Annotated in this window: 20 protein-coding genes and 1 pseudogene; 10 read left to right on the forward strand and 11 right to left on the reverse strand. The window is 44.3% G+C overall.

Annotation, left to right across the window (positions count from 1 at the left end; translation table 11 throughout):
- Positions 1–15: 15 nt before the first annotated feature.
- Positions 16–1,329 (reverse strand): ABC transporter substrate-binding protein, encoded by a 1,314-nt coding sequence (locus LEPTO7376_RS17040; RefSeq protein WP_015135367.1) that lies wholly within the window; start codon positions 1,327–1,329, stop codon positions 16–18.
- 124 nt (positions 1,330–1,453) lie between these two features.
- Here LEPTO7376_RS17040 and LEPTO7376_RS17045 point away from each other — a divergent pair, with 124 nt between their 5' ends.
- On the forward strand, positions 1,454–2,893 hold the full coding sequence (locus LEPTO7376_RS17045) for a carotenoid oxygenase family protein (protein WP_041765810.1): 1,440 nt from the start codon (positions 1,454–1,456) through the stop codon (positions 2,891–2,893).
- 11 nt (positions 2,894–2,904) lie between these two features.
- Here the strand turns inward: LEPTO7376_RS17045 and LEPTO7376_RS17050 are convergent, their stop codons facing one another.
- Complete coding sequence (locus LEPTO7376_RS17050; protein ID WP_015135369.1) at positions 2,905–4,038, reverse strand: HAMP domain-containing sensor histidine kinase; 1,134 nt, start codon at positions 4,036–4,038, stop codon at positions 2,905–2,907.
- A gap of 449 nt (positions 4,039–4,487) precedes the next feature.
- Between LEPTO7376_RS17050 and tsaB the strand changes: the two genes are divergently transcribed.
- Both tsaB and LEPTO7376_RS17060 read left to right on the forward strand, forming a co-directional pair.
- Positions 4,488–5,117 carry a tRNA (adenosine(37)-N6)-threonylcarbamoyltransferase complex dimerization subunit type 1 TsaB gene (tsaB, locus tag LEPTO7376_RS17055; RefSeq protein ID WP_015135370.1) on the forward strand — a complete coding sequence of 210 codons (630 nt, stop codon included), beginning with the start codon at positions 4,488–4,490 and terminating at the stop codon, positions 5,115–5,117.
- Positions 5,118–5,120: 3 nt separating this feature from the next.
- Entirely contained in the window at positions 5,121–5,747 is a 627-nt protein-coding gene (locus LEPTO7376_RS17060) for a TIGR04282 family arsenosugar biosynthesis glycosyltransferase (RefSeq protein ID WP_015135371.1), read from the forward strand.
- Here the strand turns inward: LEPTO7376_RS17060 and LEPTO7376_RS17065 are convergent.
- The 7 genes and pseudogenes from LEPTO7376_RS17065 to LEPTO7376_RS17095 form a co-directional block, all read right to left on the reverse strand.
- Complete coding sequence (locus LEPTO7376_RS17065) at positions 5,728–6,597, reverse strand: fructosamine kinase family protein (RefSeq protein ID WP_015135372.1); 870 nt, start codon at positions 6,595–6,597, stop codon at positions 5,728–5,730. The genes LEPTO7376_RS17060 and LEPTO7376_RS17065 overlap by 20 nt on opposite strands.
- 18 nt (positions 6,598–6,615) lie before the next feature.
- A complete protein-coding gene (gene glyQ / locus LEPTO7376_RS17070) occupies positions 6,616–7,500 on the reverse strand; it encodes a glycine--tRNA ligase subunit alpha (protein WP_015135373.1) in 885 nt (294 codons plus the stop codon).
- A 269-nt stretch (positions 7,501–7,769) separates the two neighbouring features.
- The gene (locus LEPTO7376_RS17075) at positions 7,770–8,042 is read right to left on the reverse strand and encodes a DUF1816 domain-containing protein (protein WP_015135374.1); all 273 of its coding nucleotides are present in this window, start codon (positions 8,040–8,042) and stop codon (positions 7,770–7,772) included.
- A 135-nt stretch (positions 8,043–8,177) separates the two neighbouring features.
- Positions 8,178–9,041: pseudogene (gene rlmB / locus LEPTO7376_RS28735) on the reverse strand (23S rRNA (guanosine(2251)-2'-O)-methyltransferase RlmB); the annotation flags it as partial.
- A gap of 799 nt (positions 9,042–9,840) precedes the next feature.
- Positions 9,841–10,191, reverse strand: coding sequence for a Mini-ribonuclease 3 (locus LEPTO7376_RS17085; protein WP_225901120.1), 351 nt, complete (start codon positions 10,189–10,191; stop codon positions 9,841–9,843).
- An 89-nt stretch (positions 10,192–10,280) separates the two neighbouring features.
- Entirely contained in the window at positions 10,281–10,628 is a 348-nt protein-coding gene (locus LEPTO7376_RS17090; protein ID WP_041763875.1) for an STAS domain-containing protein, read from the reverse strand.
- A gap of 183 nt (positions 10,629–10,811) precedes the next feature.
- Positions 10,812–11,846, reverse strand: coding sequence for a ribonucleotide-diphosphate reductase subunit beta (locus LEPTO7376_RS17095; RefSeq protein ID WP_041765816.1), 1,035 nt, complete (start codon positions 11,844–11,846; stop codon positions 10,812–10,814).
- Between the two features lie 325 nt (positions 11,847–12,171).
- Between LEPTO7376_RS17095 and LEPTO7376_RS17100 the strand changes: the two genes are divergently transcribed.
- The 5 genes from LEPTO7376_RS17100 to LEPTO7376_RS17120 all read left to right on the forward strand — a co-directional run bounded on the left by LEPTO7376_RS17100 (position 12,172) and on the right by LEPTO7376_RS17120 (position 16,076).
- Positions 12,172–12,384: a CAB/ELIP/HLIP superfamily protein gene (locus tag LEPTO7376_RS17100; RefSeq protein ID WP_015135379.1), complete on the forward strand. Its 213-nt coding sequence runs from the start codon at positions 12,172–12,174 to the stop codon at positions 12,382–12,384.
- 128 nt (positions 12,385–12,512) lie between these two features.
- Positions 12,513–13,097, forward strand: a complete 585-nt coding sequence (gene rdgB / locus LEPTO7376_RS17105; protein ID WP_015135380.1) for an RdgB/HAM1 family non-canonical purine NTP pyrophosphatase — start codon at positions 12,513–12,515, stop codon at positions 13,095–13,097.
- 27 nt (positions 13,098–13,124) lie between these two features.
- Positions 13,125–13,946, forward strand: a complete 822-nt coding sequence (locus LEPTO7376_RS17110; protein ID WP_015135381.1) for a M48 family metallopeptidase — start codon at positions 13,125–13,127, stop codon at positions 13,944–13,946.
- A 66-nt stretch (positions 13,947–14,012) separates the two neighbouring features.
- Positions 14,013–15,335: a diguanylate cyclase domain-containing protein gene (locus tag LEPTO7376_RS17115; protein WP_015135382.1), complete on the forward strand. Its 1,323-nt coding sequence runs from the start codon at positions 14,013–14,015 to the stop codon at positions 15,333–15,335.
- A gap of 111 nt (positions 15,336–15,446) precedes the next feature.
- Positions 15,447–16,076 carry a diguanylate cyclase domain-containing protein gene (locus tag LEPTO7376_RS17120; RefSeq protein ID WP_015135383.1) on the forward strand — a complete coding sequence of 210 codons (630 nt, stop codon included), beginning with the start codon at positions 15,447–15,449 and terminating at the stop codon, positions 16,074–16,076.
- Positions 16,077–16,103: 27 nt separating this feature from the next.
- Here the strand turns inward: LEPTO7376_RS17120 and LEPTO7376_RS17125 are convergent, their stop codons facing one another.
- Positions 16,104–18,527, reverse strand: coding sequence for a GH116 family glycosyl hydrolase (locus tag LEPTO7376_RS17125; protein ID WP_015135384.1), 2,424 nt, complete (start codon positions 18,525–18,527; stop codon positions 16,104–16,106).
- Positions 18,528–18,958: 431 nt separating this feature from the next.
- Positions 18,959–19,081 carry a transposase gene (locus LEPTO7376_RS25855; protein ID WP_083891224.1) on the reverse strand — a complete coding sequence of 41 codons (123 nt, stop codon included), beginning with the start codon at positions 19,079–19,081 and terminating at the stop codon, positions 18,959–18,961.
- Positions 19,082–19,234: 153 nt separating this feature from the next.
- Between LEPTO7376_RS25855 and LEPTO7376_RS17130 the strand changes: the two genes are divergently transcribed.
- Positions 19,235–19,741 carry a transposase gene (locus LEPTO7376_RS17130; RefSeq protein ID WP_160148496.1) on the forward strand — a complete coding sequence of 169 codons (507 nt, stop codon included), beginning with the start codon at positions 19,235–19,237 and terminating at the stop codon, positions 19,739–19,741.
- Positions 19,742–19,929: 188 nt separating this feature from the next.
- Entirely contained in the window at positions 19,930–20,115 is a 186-nt protein-coding gene (locus tag LEPTO7376_RS26965) for a hypothetical protein (protein ID WP_216700252.1), read from the forward strand.
- Positions 20,116–20,242: the final 127 nt, after the last annotated feature.

Consider the following 20,242-nt stretch of genomic DNA (forward strand, 5'->3'; position numbering starts at 1 on the left):
TGGTGGATTTAAGCTTTAAAGTGCATCAACAGGGCTAACAGTGTCGATAACTTCTAGACTGGCATCTTCGTTGACTTGCCATACATCATAGCTACCTGCAAGGTCACCGTTGTCGTCAAATTCAACGTTGCCGCTCGCACCTTGGTAGTTGATTTCCTTACCTTCACGAATCATGGCGATCGCCTCACAGGGATCACTCACTTCTTCACCAGGCTCATTAGTTACAGCACGGAGGTTATCGCGAATACCTTCACCAGTATTAACGTCTGCTTTTTCTGCTGCCAACATCATGGCGATCGCCGCATCCCAAGAATGAGGAACAAATGCAGTAATTTCACCGCCAGTTTCTTCTACCCAAAGCGTTTCGAAATCAGCCAAAGCTTGACCATCCGCACCGGGAACTGTGCCGAGTGAACCTGCAATAATCGACTTCCCATCTTCAGTTGTACCGACTTGCTGCGTAAAGTCTGGGCTATACACACCATCAGTTAGAAGAACGGTGACATCTTCACTCAAACCCTGCTCATAAGCAGACTTAAGGAGAATACTACCCGTTTCAGCGTAGAGTACACCGAGAACCGCATCGGGTTCCCCTGCAAATGCTGCGGCTGCCTCACTATCGAGAGTTGCCGCTTTGGGGTCGTAGCGCACAGGGTTATCTTTGTTGACGATGGTTCCGCCAAGTTTTTCAAATGCTTTTACAAATTCTTGCTCGAAGCCAGCACCATAGTCGTTGTTAATGACAACAGTGGAAACCTTGTCGAAACCTTGCTTCTTCGCCAGTACAGCCAATGCAGGTGCTTGGTAGCTATCTGGTGGCGCAGTTCTTGCCCAATATCCGTCGAAGTCACCAGCTGCCGCGCGTTCAGTGAAGACAGGACTAGTACTACCGGGAGAAATCTGCATCACGCCATTGCGCACTGCCACATCAACCGCAGAACTGGAAACACTACTCGCAAAAGAACCAACAACACCCGCAACTTTATCGACTTCAGCAAGCTTAGTCATCGCCGCACCACCCGCAGTCGGATCAGTTTGGGAGTCTTCCTGAATAAGTGTTACATCTGCGTCATTCACGCCACCACACATGTTGATCGTATCCACAGCAAGCTGCGCTGCGACAGGCATATTTTGACCAATAGAAGAGAGGTCACCAGTGGACGGGGCTAGGGCGCCAAGTTTGAGGCCACCTTCGCCGCCGGAGGAAGCTTCAGTGCTAGTTTCGCCACCGCCATCAGTAGGCACAGTTGTGTCCTGACAAGCTGTCGTAAAGGCTGTTAACGCCGCCACCGATAGGGCGATCGCCACATTAAATTTTGATTTCCTCATGGTTAAGAAGAACTCCTCACAAATCATTAAACCTCCATTATTTTAGGCACAAATCCCCATTGCCTAAAGAACAGCATCAAAAAACAGGTTTACAATGGTTGACATTCTGCATTTTGAATCCTTCATGGTTGCCGCTCCAAATCAAAATCTCGCTGTTACCAAACCCGCTTGGTCAAAACTTTTTGAACAGCCAGCCGAGCCATTTGCGCTAACCAATTTAGATGTTTTAGCTGGCTCAGTACCGAAGAATCTACGCGGCACTTTATTTCGGAATGGGCCCGGACAGTTAACTCGTGGCGATGATCGCATGGGTCATTGGTTTGATGGTGACGGCGTAATTTTGGGTGTTTATTTCACAGATGAGGGGGTGAAGGCGCAATATCGTTACGTTGAAACGCAATATTTCCAAGAGGAATCAGCAGCAGATAAATTGCTCTATCCCAACTACGGAACAGTCGCACCAGGCAAAGTTTGGCAACGATGGGGTAAACCTGCAAAGAATTCGGCGAATACTTCTGTTCTGCCATTGGGCGATCGCCTATTAGCGTTATGGGAAGGCGGCAAACCCCATGCTCTAGATGTCGCAACCCTAGAAACCTTGGGCGAAGAAACTTTGGGTCTCGCTAAAAATGACACTTTTTCAGCACACCATAAAATTGACCCAGTTACTGGAGAAATCTATAACTTTGGCACAGTTTTCGGAAAAGATGCCACATTCCAAGTTTATAAATTTGACAACCAAGCCAAGCTGTTAAAACGCGGTCAATTTACGGTAAAGGGTTTGCCGTTGACCCATGATTTTGTGTTGGCTGGAGACTATTTAATTTTCAGTATTTGTCCAGTACGCTTGCAACCTTTTCCTGCATTATTTGGCCTCAAAAGTGTCAGTGATTGTCTGCAATGGCAGCCGGAACTGGGCACCGAAATTATTATTTTGAATCGCCATACTTTAGAGATTGTCAGTTGCTCAAAAAATGACCCTTGGTTCCAATGGCATTTCACGAATGGCTTTGTAAATGAATACGATGAAATCGAGCTGGAAATGGTTCGGTTCAATGATTTTGCAAGCAATCAACAATTTGTCGAAATTCCCCGTGGTAGCATTCAAACCTACACGAAAGGAACGCTGTGGCATTACCGAATTGACCCCAAAACTGCCAAAATTCTCGATAGTTTTCAGGTCGGCGATCGCTCCTGCGAATTTCCGATTACCCTCGACTCCCAAACCGGACAGCATTGGGATAAAACCTTTATCGGTATTCATCGTGACGAGTCGGATATTGGCCACGAACTTATCAATGGCATTGCCTGCGTTGACCAGAAAACAAAAGAATATACAGTTGCAGATCTGGGAGCTGGACATTATCCTTCGGAGCCAATCCCTGTCCAAAATCCTGATAATCCTAAGCAAACTTGGATTTTAACGGTGGTCTTTAATGCGCCAGCAAATCGCAGTGAACTGAGAATTTACGACGGCGATCGCCTTTCAGACAAACCTATCTGTATCCTTGCTTTACCTAAAATTATTCCGCCGAGTTTTCATGGCAAATGGCAACCTGCTTAAAGCTGCATGACTTAAGTTGGAGATTGACTGGGAATACGAAAAAAGACTTGGGTTTTAATTTGATCGATCAGATCATTCGGTAACTCAAAAAGATCTTGCCAATGGGTTTGCTCAGGACTGAATTGTGGCGGAGTCCCAGCGATAAGCCCTTGGCTTTCCATCCAAATTTGTCCCCCCATTGCCTCCAACAACCCCTGGGCGAGAATCAACCCTAAACCCAAGCCACCATGCTGTCGAGTTGTCGTTGTATCTCCCATGCTGAATGGGCGAAACAGCGATTGGATGTGTTCTGGTGCTATCCCAATACCAGTGTCCTGAATCGTACAGTAAAGGTAGGAATTATTGATAGTAATACCCACATAAATTTCGCCCTGGTTTGTGAATTTAAAGGCGTTATTCAGCAGATGATTAAAAACTTCTTCGAGATGGCGGCGATCGCCGTCAATTTGTGTTGGGCATTGGTCGGAAAAAGTGCAAGATACTTTTATTGAGTCTGGCTGTTCAGAAAGTTGTGATTGTGTTTTGAGACTAGCCTCAACGACATCTTTGAGATTAAAAGATTCATGGAGTGTTTTAAAATTACCTGACTTGATTTCCGTGTATTTCAGAACCGTTTCAACAATGTTAGCTAAGTCATTACCACTATTTTGAATATGCTTTAAAAATTCAAGATCTTCAGAGGATTTTATCGAATCCTCAAGCATCTCGGAAAACACAACAATGGCATTTAAAGGCGTCCGCAGCTCATGACTAATCATTGTTAGGAATTCTGTGTGGAGCTTGGCGATCGCCTCAGCTGTTTCCTTGTCTCGTTGAGTCTCTAACTGCTCAGCCGCCAAGGTCTGTAATTCTCTAATGGTATACATACTGGTTTTTACTACTGAAGCAACAAAACAAGACCCCAGCATAAAAATAGAACCAATCACGAGGAAAATAAAAGACTCTACTCCATGACTGACCATCAATGCCACAGCGCCATAACCGAGCAAGAAAAAGAGCATCAAATAATATAAAAATCGCCAGGTTTTGCTCGATTCGTTTCCTTCGATGAGACCCAATAGAGTATTCGTCTCGAAGATGGCATACAACATCACCCCTGCTCCGATCAGGATGAGAATAGTACTAAAAAACTCTAGAGTAAACATCAAAGAAATATGGGTAATATCATCTGTTTAGCAGGGCTTGTGACGACTCAAAATATTAATTCGTCTTCATTGGGGACAAAGGCAGTTTGGTAACGGAAATTCAGTTAGAGCATGAAATCTTTATTTCCTGCCGTACAATTCGGAGAATAATGGAAGAATCGCTTGTATGTTTACACTTAAGTTTGTCAGAAACTGAGAACAATCGAATCCATATTTTGCTTTAAGTTACAAATGATACTGAATTCTATTCAAAAACAATGTATTGAATCGCGCTTTTGATTGTTAGTTACCCGATAATTATTATTTTGACGAAAAGTCCGATATAAAAAAAGTCCTCGCTCGAATGATGTCATGGGTTGCTGCTCTCAATTGTTAGGCAATAGATTATTCTGAGGGTTGCCTTTTATGGTCGATGTTGAAATTTTCTTGAGTTACGGGTAACTGTTGGTATGAATGAATTCGGTTTGGCTCTCCATACGACGACACCGCAATTGGGTTTAGCGCGCCATAATCTCCACACAGGCGATCGCCATTCCGAAGTATTGGATTTAGGTCGGGCCTTAGCATCAGAGCTACAGATTTATTTGCAAGAATTTATGGCTGAGCAACCTTGGGAAACATTGAAATTTCTGGCGGTTGCGAAAGGGCCTGGTGGCTTTACTAGCACTCGGATCGGAGTGGTCACCGTTAGGACAATGGCGCAACAATTGGATATACCGCTCTATGGCATTTCAACTTTAGGGGCGATCGCCTGGCATTTATTTAAAGCAGAAACCGATCAAAATATTGCTATCTCATTACCGGCGCGACGAGGCGAAATATTTGGGGCAATTTACCGCATCACAAAGACGGGCGTTGAACCTGTTATTGAAGATCAACTCTTTTTACCAGAAACTTTTGAGCAGTTGGCGAAGGAAAATAAGGCAATAATTGGGCGATCGCCAGAAGAATTGGGCTGCACAGCAGAGTCAGTTTTAGAGTTAGCTTATTTGCGATGGCAACAAAATCCTGTCGCTCCGTGGGGAAAAGTTGTGCCATTTTACGGCCAACACCCCGTCCACAAAACCCAAGCCCGTTAATTAATGAATCCCAATCACCTCATCATTTTTACTCGTTATCCGGTCGCTGGCACAACAAAAACTCGTTTGATCCCGGCATTGGGGGCGGAAGGAGCGGCAGCGCTACAAAAGCAATTGACCGAACATACCTTACGTCAGGTAGAAGGATTAACTGCTGATACCACGATTTATTTTTCTGGTGGCACTCTCCCACAGATGCAGTCTTGGCTCGGGGACCATTGGCACTTTCAACCACAATCTGGGGATGATTTAGGCGATCGCCTCATCCATGCGATTCAGCAGAGCAAAAATAAGGGCTATCAACGAACAGTGGTCATTGGGATCGATTGCCCTGAGATAACTACAGACATTTTGAAACAAGCTTTTACCGCTATTGAAACCCATGATGTGGTGCTGGGAGAAGCGACGGATGGAGGCTATTACTTAGTCGGCTTGCAAGAATTAATTCCTGAGTTATTCAAAGAAATGCAATGGGGTATTGAAACGGTGTTAGCCGAAACATTGCAACGAATTGAAGTAATGAGTTTACTTGTGAACGTTTTGCAACCGCTCAACGACATCGACTATCCAGAAGACTTAGCAGTTTGGGAAAGAGTGCAATCGCAAAACCCTATATCAACCGCTGAATAATCCGTTGAGCCTGGGAACCATATCCCCCACCAAAGAGATTGAAATGATTGAGTACATGATAAAGGTTGTATAAATCGCGGCGATCGCCATATCCTGAATCCAGCGGCCAAACCTCGTTATAGCCCTTATAAAAACTCGGCGGAAATCCCCCAAATAATTCAGTCATTGCAATATCCACTTCGCGATCCCCATAATATGCAGCCGGATCGAAAATTACTGGAGTCCCATCTGCGGCGATCGCCGCATTACCAGACCAAAGATCCCCATGTACCAAGGATGGTTGAGGTTGCACATCACTCAAAATTTCTTTGATACGAGCAGCCACCTGTTTCATATCAGGGAAGCCACCACCATTACGATTCGCTAAACGCAACTGATAGCCGATACGAGTCTCTGCCCAGAATTCTGCCCAATCGTCGCACCATGTATTAATTTGTGGTGTTGAGCCAATAGTATTGTTGCGATCCCAGCCGAACTGCTCTGAGCCACCAGCTTTGTGCATTGCAGCTAACTGCCTTCCCATTTCCTGCCAAGCGCCAGCTCCACCAGAACCCAGCTCTAGCCATTCCATCACGATATAGCTATTACTTTGGGTTTCACCCCAGCAAATCGGTTGCGGTACCAAAATGCTTTTCGTAGCAAACATCTGTTGCAAACCCAGAGCTTCCGCAGCAAACATTTCCGAGTGATTAGGACGATTTAGCTTGACGAAATATCGTTGGCTACTGCCTTCAATTTGATAGCCTTCATTAATGCAGCCACCGCCAACAGAACGTTGCTTTTCCAGTTCAAATTCATGACCTGTAATAGCCGTAATATGATCTGAAATTTCCCGCCAAAAAGTACTCATGATTTTCTTGAGTTAAATCTAGGATTGGGCGATCGCCTGAAGAGGGAAACCAAGCTCTTCACGTTGCTCTAAATAGAGAGTTGCGACTTTGCGTGCCATATTCCGAATGCGACCGATGTAGCGTGTACGTTCTGCCACCGCAATCACACCACGAGCATCGAGTAAATTAAACGAGTGGGAGCATTTCAGCACATAGTCCAAAGCTGGCATCACTAATCCTTTTTCAATGAGCTGTTTTGCTTCTTCTTCATACAACGCAAAAAGCTTAAATAGTAGGTCGGGATTCGATGCTTCAAAGTTATAAGTACATTGCTCAATTTCACTCTGGAGGAAAATATCACCATAATTCGTTGTATCATTCCACCGAATTTTCGTGATTGCGTCCACTTCTTGGAGATACATCGCCAAACGCTCTAGACCATAAGTGATCTCTATACACACTGGACGACAATCGATCCCGCCGCACTGTTGGAAATAAGTGAACTGAGTAATCTCCATGCCATCGAGCCAAACTTCCCAGCCCACACCCCATGCTCCAAGGGTTGGCGATTCCCAGTTATCTTCTACAAAGCGAATATCGTGATCCTCAGGGTTGATCCCCAATGCTTTGAGAGACTCAATATAAATTTCTTGGATGTTATCAGGGGAAGGTTTGATAATCACCTGATATTGATAATAATGCTGGACGCGATTTGGGTTCTCGCCATAACGTCCATCTGTGGGTCGGCGGCAAGGTTCAACGTAGGCAACAGACCAAGGCTCAGGTCCGATCGCCCGCAAAAAAGTGTGGTGACTCATTGTGCCAGCCCCTTTTTCTGTGTCGTAGGGCTGTGCAATTAGACAACCGCGATCGCTCCAAAATTGATTGAGAGTGGCGATGATAGATTGAAAATTTAACGACACGCTTCTTTGCCTCAAACGCTGTTGCGAGTTAATTATTGTCCCATAAGAAGATAGCACAACACCTTACAGGCGCTTGATTTTCCCGACGTGAATTTTTACAAGTTATTGATCCCCAAAATTAGAGGCTACACAACCTAAACAAATTAACGGCTTGAGCATGGTCTTCATCATGCTTTAAAGCCGTTATTAATCTATAAAAAGCTATAAAAAGACAAAAATCCCCAAGGGAAATTTGGGGAAAGATCGCAAAAAGTCTTTTTCTTAAGACATTAAGCTGCTATTAGCGTCTTATCATTTTTTTTTACTAATGATTCATCAAAAATAGTCAGTTCTTTCGGAGTTGAGCAACGTTTGAGATTAACCCGGATGTTTACAGCTCCTTCATTTGCTAAATCTTCTAGATAGCCTCCCTGGGCAGAGACAGCTTCTTCACGATTATTAAAAGGACCAAAGTAGTAGGTGCACTCTGGTGTTTCTGTCGTAACTTCTAGCCAATAAGCAAGTCCGACAATATCGAGAAGAGTGGTTACAAGTTCTTTCATATTTTCCCTTGAGTGGTGATCGTTCTACTCTGAAAAATGCTTTGAGTGATGGGGTGGTTTAGTCGAGGAAGAATCCTTAGTAACGGTTCTTTCCTATTTTTGGTATATACCTTATTTTCGGTTTTGAAAACCTTCTTAAGGTGTATCAGCAAGATTTATTGTGGTCTGTTGTGTCAGCTTTTGACGATGAATCTCATAGAGGGCGATCGCCGCTGCAACGGAAGCATTTAAACTGGGTGTTTTGCCAACCATTGGGATAGAAACAAGCTCGTCACAACACTTTTGGGTTAGGAGGCCTAAACCTTGACCTTCTGAACCGATAACTAATCCTACAGCCCCTGTGAATTTTATATTGTGTAATGTTTTACTGCCACCCGAAGCAGTTCCGTAAATCCAAAAGCCCGCTTCTTTAAGTTCTTCCATCGCACGACTGAGATTAATCACTCGAGCAACAGGAAAATGCTCAATGGCACCAGCGGCTACTTTCACCACTGTGGACGTGATCCCGACGGCACGACGTTGGGGGATCACGATGCCATTGGCTCCGATTGCTTCGGCGGTACGAATAATTGCACCGAGATTATGGGGATCAGTGATTCCATCAGCGATCACAATAACGGGGGATTCTGTTGCTGCTTTTGCTTGCTCAATGAGGTCAGGCAACTCCATATATTCATGGGGCGCAACTTGGGCGGCAATGCCTTGGTGAACGCCGCGCTCGGTGAGATAGTCGAGGCGAGTCATGTTCACTTCATCGATGACACAGCCTTGAGATTTCGCTTGTTGTAATAAAGTATGAAATTTTGAAGAGTGGCGGAGCTTCGAAGTCACCCAAATCTTATTAAAGGTGCGACCGCTTTCAAGAACGGAAAAAACGGAATGACGACCATAAATTAGATCGTTATCGGTATTGTCTGTGTCTGCATTTGTAGTTTGAAGACCATCATGGGATGAATTCTCCGCAGAAACTTTGCCATTGTCATTGTCATATTTCGTTCTGGGCTTCTCTCGATTGTTTGGCCGGGGGCGATCGCCTTCAAACCGACGCTTATTTTGCCCATAAGAACGATTGCCGCCGCCTCGACGATCATCATCATTGTATCTACCGCGATTATTATCCCGATCGTAACGACCACCACCACGGCGATCATCATTTCGACTACCCCGATTATCCCGATCAAAGCGGCCACCGCCTCGACGGTCATCATCGTTGTATCTACCGCGATTATCCCGATCGTAACGACCACCACCACGGCGATCATCATTTCGACTACCCCGATTATCCCGATCAAAGCGGCCACCGCCTCGACGGTCATCATCGTTGTATCTACCGCGATTATTCTCTCGATCGTAACGACCACCACCACGGCGATCATCATTTCGGCTACCCCGATTATCTCGATCAAAGCGGCCACCGCCTCGACGATCATCATCGTTGTATCTACCGCGATTATTATCCCGATCGTAGCGACCGCCACCCCGACGATCATCTTCACGGCGATCGCCTCGGTCATCGCGGTTGGATGGTTTGCCGTATCGTTTACTTGGTTTATTGCCGCTGCCCCCCTTATTAAAAGAAGGTTTGCCGTATTTCTTACCGGACTCCGAACGATGGGGCTTACTCATTGGTTTGGGTTGGGTTTATCTCTGTGAAAAAACTGGATCGAAAAATTTCAATTCGCGGCGATCGCCAGTAACAAACTTTAGACTCCTTTAACTCAAATATCGGAGATCTCTAAGCCAAACTGCATTACTAGTGAACAACGGAAAAAAATCAAAGACTAACAACTATAGCAGGTCAATGTTGTTTTAAAGGTAAAAGGGCAAATAATTCTGTGAGCCGCCCATGATTTGTCAAATATAAATAACCAACTAATGCTTCGAAACCTGTAGCCCGCCTATAAATATCGATACTGACTCGTTTTGGTTTACCTGACGCTGTGTTTCTGCCGCGCCGAACGATGTCAAGTTCTATGCTCTGTAATAAGGGTTCCCAAATATTAAGATAAGCAGCTTGGGTTTCTGCTTTAACTTCAGCAACGACTCGCTGATGGTGAGTCCGAATCCGATTCGGTGGTGTGAGATAGTGACAGCGAATAAATAATTCATAAACAGCGTCTCCTACATAGGCTAGAGCAGTAGGAGACAACTGTTTGAGATGTTCATCTGAAATTGATGGCGTGAACAAAAATAATGAAAGTTGTAATTTGGTGTTTTGATTCAGCGGTGAGTTGTCACTTAATCAAGATTGGCGACTGCTTCATCAATGGAGGAGCGAAGAGAGAGAAACTTCTCTAGACGAACCAACTTAACCGTTTGAGTCACGCGGGGATTTGTGACCAGCTGCATCGTACCACCAGCATTTTGCGAATACTTAACGATCTGCACAAGGGCACCGATCCCGGAGCTATCCACAAAATCAATTTGCGCTAGAGACAAAATAATTGTGCTTGGACCCGCATCAATCCGCTGCTTCATCACAGAGGTGAAGACAGGCTCTGAAAAAGCATCCAGTAAACCTGTTAAGCGGAAAATTTGATATTTGTTGTCGATGACTTCGTAAGTTCCTCTCAAACTTACCGTCAGATTTAGTGGTTCAGGAATGGCTCTTTCCTCCTCTCACGGAACTTTGGCGTAACGCCAATTCTATAATATACAGGTATTCCTGCAACCCGATTCAATAACACAATTTAATGCTCGGTCACCGAAATAAAATAAGTGGCGATCGCCTCCAGTCATACTTTTTATGATGTGTGTTATGAGCAAACCTTAAAATTCATCCCAGCCCGTCACCCCAGATGACATTGTGTAACTCGTGACACCAGCCTCAAAGAAATTGGCTTTGGTATTACCTGCTTTCTTCGTATCAGAAAATCTTTCTAGATGGCGGTAAGGACTCTTTTTATAGAGATCCCCTTCATACAAAGGCTTTAAGCCAATTGCCTTGAGACGCATATTTGCCAAATATTTCGTGTAGATTTCGGTGCTCTGTTCAGTAATGCCCAAAATGTCATTACCGACAATATGGTTTGTCCATTTACATTCATATTGCACGGCGCGATCAAACATTTCGTAGATCTGATCTTCTGAATGTGTAAAGGTTGCCATCGCTTCGGGGATCAGTTTCTGAAAGAGGCGCACATGGCTCAACTCATCACGGTTAATCATTTTGAAAATGTCAGCCGAACCGGGCATCAACATCCGTGATGCAAGATTGTAAAAGAAAATAAAGCCGTTATAGAAATACATCCCTTCCAGCATGTAGTCGGCTAATAAAGCCATGAAGTAGTTTTCTGGGGTAGGACTGTCGATATAGCGTTGATAGTAGCCCGCAATATATTCGCAGCGATCGCGCAACACTTTGTCTGTCCGCCAAAATTCATAGACATTAGAGCGACGTTCACTGGGGATAATCGTCTCGATCATGTATTGATAAGACTGGTTATGCATTCCCTCTTGGGAAATTTGCTCCGCCATACAGAGACTAATTTCTGGTGCTGTAATTGAGCTTTTAATGTGAGGAAGGTTACAAGTTTGAACTGAGTCGAGGAATGTTAGATAGCTCAATATGCCATCAAAGGCACGACGCTCTTCAGGGGTGAGATTCCAATAGTCTGTGACATCTTGAGTGATATCGAGTTTTTGGGGAATCCAGAAATTTTCCCGCATCTGTTGATACAAACCGACCGCCCAGGAATAACGCACATCATTGAGCTGCATTAAATTCGTTGTTTCGCCGAACCACACAGAGCGATTAGAAACGTCATCATTGCCATCTGGGTTAAAGATGGGGTTCGTGGGCATACGATCAAGGAGGGTTTGTGTCATAACTTTGCGGCGATCGCCAAGAAAAACGTATTAGGTTACTAGTGTAAGGAAAAATCACATCTCACACCACCCTTAGCGCTTTTATCCTGTAGAAACTTTTTGATCACCCTATTTGAGAGCCTCTATTTTTCCTGAAATATGTTCTTATCTGGATAATTGAGTTAAAAGCCCATAGCAAAACGCACACAAAAAGCAGTGATGTCAAGCCCAAGGTAATTTGTGTTGCAAAACATTACAAAGTTTTGTTAAGCTGTTGGCATCATAAAAAATATTTTATTTATCTCTACAGGATTTATTACCCATGGCACAGCAAATGAAAGGCGGCATCATCGACGAGCAAGGTAAGCTAAACAACTTTGCTATTGAGCCCAACATCGTTGTTGAAGAAAACACTCGCGTTGGTTTCACTGAGTATGCAGAAAAGTTCAATGGCCGCGCTGCGATGATCGGTTTTGCTTCTTTACTTCTTCTCGAAGTTTTCACTGGCCATGGCGTAATTGGTATTTTCCAGTAGAGACAATCCCGGAAATTTTAATTTTCAAACAACACTCAACAGCATAAGTTTGTAACAGGCGGTTTCATACCGTCTTTTTTTTTGAGGAATTTTTCTAGAATGAGGCGTGATTCTCTAGAGGAAATGTGATGGCGGTGCTTGTGGTGGCGACGGGAAATCCGGGCAAGGTAACGGAAATGCAGGAATATTTGCATGATACGGTCTGGGATTTGCAGCTCAAGCCAGCAGAATTGGATATTGAGGAAACAGGCACGACATTTCTCGAAAATGCTGAGCTTAAGGCATCGCAAGTCGCTAAAGCTCTGGGTCAATGGGCGATCGCCGATGATTCTGGTTTAGCAGTAGATGCTCTCGATGGTGCGCCAGGATTGTATTCGGCAAGGTATGGCAAAACAAATCAAGAACGTATTGATCGGCTACTAAAAGAATTAGGTGAAAATGATCAACGCTTAGCACAATTTATCTGTGTGGTGGCGATCGCTCGACCGGATGGCACCATTGCTGCTGCTGAAGAGGGCATTTGTCCTGGCAAAATTTTACGGGAAATGAAGGGCGAGGGTGGCTTTGGCTACGACCCGATTTTCTATGTGCCAGAATATCAACAGACCTTTGCAGAGATGTCCGCCGATCTCAAAAATCGAATTAGTCACCGTGGTCGAGCCTTTGCCAAGATCTTGCCGCAGATAACGACCCTAGGGAATGAATTAGCCTAGCGAGAAAGTCGCAAACCATAAAAAACCATGAGCGAATCCCAAGACCCTAACCCAGACTCACAGTGGAGCGATCGCAACAAACCCCCAGAAGCAAAAGAGCTCATTACCCTTGGTGGGATGTTTCTCTGTCTAATAATTTTATTGATCTGGTTATTTAACTTTTTGGTGAGTTGGCTGATTGTCCAGATGCCTGTGAGTTGGGAGCGGCAACTGGGTCAGGCGATCGTTCAAATTTATGAACCTCAGTCCCTTGAATCTCCTCAACAAGACAAACTTAATGAGCTAGTGGATCAATTGGAGGCTCAAATTCCTGCCGACTCGAAGGCCAATCGCGACTATAACGTGCTCTATATCCCCACAGATGTCGTCAATGCAGGGGCAATTCCGGGCGATACGATTCTTGTCTATCAGGGCTTGCTTGATCAAATGGAATCTGAAAACGAATTAATGATGGTTTTAGGCCACGAAATTGGTCACTTTGCCAATCGTGATCACCTTCGTAGTATCGGTAAAGCCCTTGTGATTCGAACTGTTGTTTCCACAATTTTTGGAGATGTTACCTTTATTGCTGATGCTGCACAGATCGTCAGTAGTACTCGCTTTTCCCAAGCCCAAGAAAAAGAAGCGGATAAATATGGCCTTGATTTACTCTATAAAAATTATGGTCAAGCGGCAGGGGCAACAGACTTTTTTGAACGCTTGTCCGAAAGCATTGGAGCGGACTGGGATTTCTTAACCAGTCACCCAGCACCCGCCAAACGAGTGACAGCTTTAAATGAGTTGATTGCGATGCAGGACTACGCCATTGGGGAATATACGCCCATGCCAGAAATTCTCCAGGACTCCTAATATTTATTGGTGGGATGTTCCAAATCTAAAATTGATGGAGTCCAATACATTCTTAGTAAAGACACAATGGGCAGGCTCAGCCGTCATCTAAAAAAAATCAGTCGTCAGCTTTTTCGACTACTAAATCGATACATCATTCTCATTCTCATTGGTCTTTTGGCGCTTGGGTTAAGTTTTGCCTATATCGGGACTTATCGACTATCGGCTAATTTGATCGATTCTCAGGCAATGCACTATGCACAGGTTGCTGTTAAAACGCTAAATGAGGCAAGGCAACTTTACAGCAGTAATGTAGTTGGGCGGGTTAAAGATCTCGATAATGTGACAGTTGATGCGAAATATCATGAGATCGAGGGAGGTATTCCCAATCCTGCAACTTTTACGATTGAGCTAGGGCAACTCCTCAGTGACGAGATGCCAGGGATGTTGTTTCGTTTATATAGTGATTATCCATTTCCAAATCGGGAAGCAACGGGTGGGCCAAGAGATCAGTTTGAGAAAGATGCATTAGTTTATCTCAGACAGCATCCTGGTGATTCTTTCTATCGCAAAGACCAAGTAGGCAATCACGTTTCCTTTCGTTATGCCGAAGCTGTGGTGATGGAACCAAGTTGTGTCGCTTGCCATAACTCTTTGGATATTAGTCCGAAAAAGGATTGGAAAGTGGGAGATGTGCGTGGTGTTGTGGAGATTACCCAGCCACTGGATACGATTATGCTTATCGCACAGGATGGGCTGAAAACGATTTCTTTTGTGCTGACGATTATTCTCTCTTTGGCGATCGCCGGCATTTTTATTGTCATTAGTCGGCTACGCAGCGTAAATCAAGATTTAGAGGACAAAGTTGCTCAGCGTACCCAAGAACTTCAGGAACTAGCTACAACAGATTGCCTCACAACCCTTGCTAACCGTCGACACTTTGAAACAGTCTTTCGCGAAGAATTACGGCGAGCAACCCGTGCAAAACATCACATCTCGCTGATTATGTGCGATGTTGACCATTTCAAAAAATATAATGATACCTATGGTCATCAGGCTGGCGATGATTGCCTGTATGCTGTTGCTCAGGTGTTCAAAAGCTATACTCAGCGCGCAGGAGACCTTGCGGCTCGATGTGGCGGTGAAGAATTTATCATTCTATTGCCAAACATTAATGCTGAACAGGTCACAAAAATTGCCAGTTTAATTCAGGAGTCTATTAGCAATCTCAACCTTGAGCATCGTGCATCTACTACAGCACCCTATGTGACTCTCAGTCTGGGTTTGACTACGGTCATTCCAACAGAAGTAACTCTTCCAGAAGAGTTAATTAAAATGGCGGATAAAGCTCTCTATCAAGCGAAGGAAAACGGTCGTAATCGTTTTATGTTCCTATCGCTGGATACTTAATTTACAAAAAAACGAATGGTGCTTTTCTTTTTCTGAGCCATATAAAAAATTTCTTTTTCCCTTTTGATCGAACGTTGTTCTAAATGTAATTTCGTAACGTTATAACCGCCCATGCCAGTCATTATCGTACTCACCATTATCATTATCTGTTTGCTGTTCGTTCTACGAAAAGTAAGGGCAGAGAACAAAGAATTAAAACAAAGAATTGCAGAGGATTTGGATTTTTTTCGGCAGGTTAGAGAGAAAGATCCACTTACTCAAGTGATGACAAAAGAACAGTTTATGCCCTTGGTCGAGCAGGAGTTTCAACGGGCTAAGCGCAATCAACAATCGATGTCTTTAATTGCTTGTAATTTGGACTGTTTTGAGCAATATAGAAAAGCCTACGGTGAGATGACGACAGATGATTCTTTATACACGATTGCCCAAGCAATAGACGGTATGGTGAAACGGGCCGGGGAATGTGTTGCGCGAACTGCATGGGCAAGATTTTGGGTTTTATTGCCCAACATCGAGGAAGAAAAGGCGATTGATTTAGCCAAGATCATTAAAGAAAAAATTAATGGACTGGCGATTCCCCACCAAGATTCGCCCATCGCTGATCATGTCACCATCAGTATGGGGATTGTAAGTTTAATGCCTGCTGAAGATGATGAGCTTGCTGATTGGATTGGGTCAGTTGATATTTCTGTGGAGAAGGCGAAGGAAGAAGGTGGCGATCGCTGGCATGTTGCAAAATAAAGCCTTTGAAATTAGTAAGATTTCGGCTTAAGTTAATGCATCATAAATCGCCCAAATTCCCATTGCCCGAAGGTAATGGCAAGCCCGAAAAGTATTGTTGGCAGTAATGGCTTCAGGGGTACGGAACTGCAAACCATTTGAATAGACTTGATGGATAACTGCTTCAGTCATTTTTAAAGCTTCATCCTTCATACCATTCCGAATCATAAAGGCCGCGATGCCAAAGTTAATGCCTGTCCAAACTTCGAGGGGATGGGTATCGTTTTCTTTTTCAGGGGAGCCATCAGGATTTAGACCATTAGCCGCACCAAATTGGCCATCATGGAATTTGAGAAAACAAGCTTCATAAATGGTTTGTAAGGTTATCGCTGTTCTATTTTCTGGATTGACATTCGGCAAGTTTAAAAGCTGAGTATAAAATTCACCGCAGAGTTGATCTGACATCACAACTTTAGAATCACTGCCTGTATCAAGGGTGTAGTAGCTGCCATTCCAGAGAGTATCTTGGTAAAGCGGTCGGGATTGTTTGAGCCAATCTTGGTATTTGGCGATCGCCGCCTCGAATTCCTCAGTACTCACTTGATTTTGATGCTCTTCGTAGATGCTAGCCTTATTTTTTAGGATATTTGCAATGGCGATCGCCGCCTCTAAAGCTGCAATCCAAAGACCACCACAATAAGCACTAATGCCCTTCAGTTTCCAGTCATCAAATGTTTGGTCAGGTGACCCGCCATTTTCGGGAATGCCGTCACAATCTAAGTCAAATGTTTTGAGGTAATCTAACGCCTGAACGACCCCTTCCCAACAAGACCAGAGAAACTCTGTATCTTTCGAGCCTGTCATCACAAAATCACGATAAACCTGCAAGACAAAATCTGCCCCCAAATCTTTCCAGAGATTGCAATCTTGATATGCCGTGTAATTTGTTGCTTCCCAAGGATGTTCATTCGGGGCACCGAGGTCATGAGGCGTTGCCCCAGCACGTTTACGGGCAGCCATGAAATTGTCGTAACCCATTAATTTGTTGTAGCCAATTGCTCGCTGGGTATCATCACTACTCGGAATGGCGCGGGCGAATGCTTCCAACACAGATTTATCTAATTTTGGCCACAACATCGCTAACGCAAAAGAGCCATACATTCGCACATCGAGGCTTTCATACCAAGAATAGTCTAGGCATTCCAACACACCGAATTGACCTACCGGATCATCCTCTGTCGCCGCCGTCCAAAGACTGCCGCCTTGTGCCAATAAATACAATTCATTGCACAACGACATTTTGAACCAATCTGGTAGATCTGCACGACTCAGAAAAGGCTTTTGCCACTCTTCGATGCGCTCTTTCCACAAATCACTATGCTTCATTGCAGTGCGAATAATTGACCAGACGTTGTGGCCACTACGCCCAAAGAAGTCGGTATAACGTCGAAAATAAGTAATGTTTGGCGCGAATTCCATCACCGGAAAATCCCATGCTAGGAAAAATGGAATCTTTTTCGTTCTACCGGGTCTAACCGTAAACCGCACGGCGATCGCCCCAGCAATTTGTTCACCGGGGGAGGCTGGCGTTTCATCTTCGACATCGGGTAGCGAACCATTGCCCGCAAAATAATTCCAAACATCACGACCATCACCCGACGGATTCCAACGGTTGTGATAGAAGACTTCAAGGGTTGGATTGGTCACCGTTGCAAAACAAATTTGCCCTTCCCCTTCACTAATTTGATCGTGGGGACGCACACGCGTTAATAGACATCCCACTCGATAGCGATCTTGAATCCACTGATTGAGATTACCTGTGCTATCACCCCACCGGGATTGATATTCATAAACTGGTGAACCGTCATCTCGTAGCTCAACCTTGGGCGTTTTTGTTGCTTTCGTAAACCAGCCGACCATATTCTGCCAACTCATCATAATGCTGACCGTAATTGGCTTATCGGTGGGATTATGAGCAGACCATTCAAAAATAGCTGTTGGATAACTTGTCTCTTGATAACTTTCCGCGACAATGGGCGAAAACTGCTCGCAGGTTAGCTCAACATTAAAAACATCTTTGTACTCATACCAACTGCGGGGATATAACGCTGAATATGTCCCTTTCTCTGTGGGATACCAATCCCAACTTTCTAGCGTGCCATCATCAGGTGGCTCCGTCGCCATTGCATAGGCTTGAGCTTCGCCGCCCTCAACATATTCATAGACACCAAATTGACAAGCGCCAGCATTCCGAAAAGTATGCTCTCCCGCGTCCAGATGCCATAAATTAAAATCACCGCGTGGCGATCGCCCGATACAGCCAGCCCCAAATCCACCGAGAGGCATCCCATGCCACGGCCCATCATCGAGATTACTCGCGTAACGCACCGTATAGGGATTTTCCCAACCTAACCCAATGGGACGTTGCCATGCACAATCGGGAATAGACGGGGGCTGCACAAGTAGCTTCATAGGGGCGATCGCCGAGATTAAACAAATATGAATTTTAGTCTATCGCTTCTGAAGTCTTCCAGTCGCCATTAACCTTAAGCGAGATATCGATTTCGAATAGTCCTCTGAAATGAAACTGTAACCGTTGTTCCTTGCTGCAGTATGCTCTCGATCACAAAATTGCCTTGAGCAAATACCATAATTCTTTTCACAAAATGGTAAGCCTAAACTGATATCTTGCTGCTCATTCTTTTCACATTACAGCAAATTCCGGTCTAGTAGAGTATAAAGAAATAGGGCGTTGCAGAATAGAGGGATGAATCTATGAGCGTTAGGGGACAGGAACATCCTCGAATTTGAGGCCATGAATCAGCAATCGATTCGAATGCTCTAACCTTTCCAGAGACTTTATAGCAGTGGTCAAAAGGGTTAAGAAGTTTCTGTACGCAGAGTCATCTCCATGGCATCTTTGAGGGATAGACTATGTCTGAGTTGCTTCCGAATACGACTTTTAGCCAAGACCAGCATTGTTCAATCTTGTTGAAGTCTGGTGAATAAGGGGACAGATATAGCAGTGGTCATTTAGTTTGATATGTCATGTGAACCTCAATCCTGAGCCTGTCTGCAATACCATTATGGAGTTTCTTAATCTATCTGGCGACTGCTATAGAGTTCAACTTCAGAGAGCTGAGTACTGGGAAAAGCTCAGGACATTGAAAGTCGAAGATATGATTGTCATAGATGAAATGGGAGTACATCTAGCTCTGACGCGCAGTCATGCTAGAGCCACAAGAGGGCAAAGGGCGAGAGGTACGATACCTACAAAAACAGAAAGAAATGTAACAGTCATTGGTGCTTTGAGTCTCAAAGGTATGCTGGTAAGGCGTTTTATCTATGGCAATACTGATGGCTCTACTTTTGAAGGTTTTATCTTGAAAAATCTAGTGCCACAACTATGGGAAGGAGCCTGTGTTGTCATGGATAATGCTCGCATTCATGGAAGAGAGATGATTCGCTACTTCCTCGTATCAAAGAAAGCACGGCTCATATATTTGCCATCTTATTCTCCTGACTTTTCACTCATTGAAAACTGCTGGTCAAAGCTCAAGAATGGTCTAAAAGGAGATAAACCATGTACTTATCTTCAGCTATTAGAAGATTTTGACTTCAATCTCAAACAAGTAACTCCCGCTCATATCAAGCATTGGTTTACTCACTGTTGCTACTGCCTCTAACTCATCTGGAAAACGCTATATCTAAGGCTTTTGCTAAGTTGGAAGCCAAGCTAGCGAATGAAAAATTCTTTGACGGTAATCAATTGGGGATGGTAGATGTTGCATAGTTACCTTTACTGCATCGAGCTTCAATTATTGAGTAGTATTCTGGCTACGATTTCATTTGTCAGTTTCCCAAAGTGAAAGCCTTGCAAAAACAGCTGTTGGAAACTGGCTTGGCTGAGAAATCGGTGTCGGAAGATTTTGAAGAGAAGTTTGCAGCATTCTATTTGTCAGAGCAAACTTATTTGGGGCAATGTGCCAAAACTCAACTCGGGAAAACTTGTTTTGGAGAGTCTGATTGTCGAGACGAAGATTTTGACTGTTGTTCTTAATCGGATCAAATAGTCCAGTATCGATTTACGGTATTGGATTGTCTGGCGATCGCCCCTTGGATACAGTTTCATGAATTTGCTTTGAAATACTTTCAAGCTTTCCATAAAGTCTAAATAGACGATCATC

Source organism: [Leptolyngbya] sp. PCC 7376 (assembly GCF_000316605.1).
GTDB lineage: Bacteria > Cyanobacteriota > Cyanobacteriia > Cyanobacteriales > MRBY01 > MRBY01.

Bases quoted from the DNA above. Each gene is read 5' to 3' on its own strand.
- LEPTO7376_RS17040 (WP_015135367.1), bottom strand. From the start codon at position 1,329: ATGAGGAAATCAAAATTTAATGTGGCGATCGCCCTATCGGTGGCGGCG.
- LEPTO7376_RS17045 (WP_041765810.1), top strand. From the start codon at position 1,454: ATGGTTGCCGCTCCAAATCAAAATCTCGCTGTTACCAAACCCGCTTGG.
- LEPTO7376_RS17050 (WP_015135369.1), bottom strand. From the start codon at position 4,038: ATGTTTACTCTAGAGTTTTTTAGTACTATTCTCATCCTGATCGGAGCA.
- tsaB (WP_015135370.1), top strand. From the start codon at position 4,488: ATGAATGAATTCGGTTTGGCTCTCCATACGACGACACCGCAATTGGGT.
- LEPTO7376_RS17060 (WP_015135371.1), top strand. From the start codon at position 5,121: ATGAATCCCAATCACCTCATCATTTTTACTCGTTATCCGGTCGCTGGC.
- LEPTO7376_RS17065 (WP_015135372.1), bottom strand. From the start codon at position 6,597: ATGAGTACTTTTTGGCGGGAAATTTCAGATCATATTACGGCTATTACA.
- LEPTO7376_RS17075 (WP_015135374.1), bottom strand. From the start codon at position 8,042: ATGAAAGAACTTGTAACCACTCTTCTCGATATTGTCGGACTTGCTTAT.
- LEPTO7376_RS17095 (WP_041765816.1), bottom strand. From the start codon at position 11,846: ATGCCCACGAACCCCATCTTTAACCCAGATGGCAATGATGACGTTTCT.
- LEPTO7376_RS17100 (WP_015135379.1), top strand. From the start codon at position 12,172: ATGGCACAGCAAATGAAAGGCGGCATCATCGACGAGCAAGGTAAGCTA.
- rdgB (WP_015135380.1), top strand. From the start codon at position 12,513: ATGGCGGTGCTTGTGGTGGCGACGGGAAATCCGGGCAAGGTAACGGAA.
- LEPTO7376_RS17110 (WP_015135381.1), top strand. From the start codon at position 13,125: ATGAGCGAATCCCAAGACCCTAACCCAGACTCACAGTGGAGCGATCGC.
- LEPTO7376_RS17115 (WP_015135382.1), top strand. From the start codon at position 14,013: ATGGGCAGGCTCAGCCGTCATCTAAAAAAAATCAGTCGTCAGCTTTTT.
- LEPTO7376_RS17120 (WP_015135383.1), top strand. From the start codon at position 15,447: ATGCCAGTCATTATCGTACTCACCATTATCATTATCTGTTTGCTGTTC.
- LEPTO7376_RS17125 (WP_015135384.1), bottom strand. From the start codon at position 18,527: ATGAAGCTACTTGTGCAGCCCCCGTCTATTCCCGATTGTGCATGGCAA.
- LEPTO7376_RS17130 (WP_160148496.1), top strand. From the start codon at position 19,235: ATGATTGTCATAGATGAAATGGGAGTACATCTAGCTCTGACGCGCAGT.